Annotated in this window: 1 protein-coding gene; it reads left to right on the forward strand. The window is 43.1% G+C overall.

Annotation, left to right across the window (positions count from 1 at the left end; genetic code table 11):
• Nucleotides 1-71 precede the first annotated feature (71 nt).
• Nucleotides 72-1,357: AMP-binding protein (locus ACOVO2_RS12560; protein ID WP_421770312.1), on the forward strand; the 1,286-nt coding region annotated here is incomplete at its 3' end.

Consider the following 1,357-nt stretch of genomic DNA (forward strand, 5'->3'; position numbering starts at 1 on the left):
AAAACAATTTTTTCTTTTCAAAGTACTATAATAAATCTATCTTGCAAAGACCAAATAACCTGTTAGAAACCATGTTTAACTTATCAACTGTCTTAGAACATCACGCTCGAAACTCCGCCAATAAAGAGGCTTTAATATTTGCTGATAAACGAATTACGTTTGCTCAGCTCGATGCCGCAGCCAATCAGATTGCCAATGGCTTGGCTTCGCTCGGCATTGGATATGGTGATAAAGTGGCACTGACTTGTCCGAACTTGCCCTATTTTCCGATGATTTATTTCGGAATTTTGAAAACTGGTGCATCGGTTGTGCCATTGAGTGTATTGCTGAAACGCCACGAAATTGCCTATCATTTGCAAGATTCTGATGCAAAAGCCTATTTTTGCTTTGTCGGCACACCCGAAATGCCAATGGGTCAGGAAGGACACGCTGGTTTTGAAATGACCGATTCGTGCGAGCATTTTTTCATGATTACGCCCACCTTTACTGATGCTTCGCCGATTGAAGGAACAAAAACAATGGGAATGTTGATGGCTGGAAAATCGCCTGTTTTTCAGAGTTATTTTACTTCGCCCGATGATACTGCCGTAATTATTTATACTTCTGGTACAACTGGCCGACCAAAAGGTGCCGAACTTACGCACTCAAATATTTTCTTGAATGCTAATTTGAGTAAAGATTTGCAGGATTTGAACTATAATGACAAAACAATGCTGGTTTTGCCACTTTTCCACATTTTTGGGCAAGTTGTGTGTATGATTGCCAGTATTTATCGAGGTTCAACGGCCGTGCTTGTACCGAGATTCGATGCCGAAATGGTGCTTTCGTTGATTCAGAGCGAAAAAATCACGCATTTTGCGGGCGTGCCGACGATGTATTGGGGACTTTTGAGCTATCCAGAAGCCAATAAATTTGATTCGAGTTCGCTGCGAGTTTGCTTGTCGGGCGGAGCGGCTTTACCTGTGCAGGTGCTGAAAGACTTTGAAGCAAAATATAATGTTGCGATTTTGGAAGGCTACGGAATGTCGGAAGGTTCGCCAGTGGTTACATTCAATCACCCAGACCGTGTGCGTAAGCCAGGTTCGGTCGGAACGCCAGTTTGGGGCGTTGAAGTTTGTATAAAAGATGAAAATGGCAACGAACTCGGAGCAAACGAAAAAGGGGAACTTTGCTACCGAGGACATAACGTAACGAAAGGTTATTACAAACGCCCCGATGCTACGGCCGAAAGTATCAAAAACGGTTGGTTACACTCGGGCGATATTGCCATCAGAGACGATGACGGTTATTATTTTATCGTTGACCGCACCAAAGACATGATTATTCGTGGTGGTTTTAATGTGTATCCACGAGAAGT

This window comes from Emticicia sp. (assembly GCF_049241225.1).
Classification (GTDB): Bacteria; Bacteroidota; Bacteroidia; order Cytophagales; family Spirosomataceae; genus Emticicia.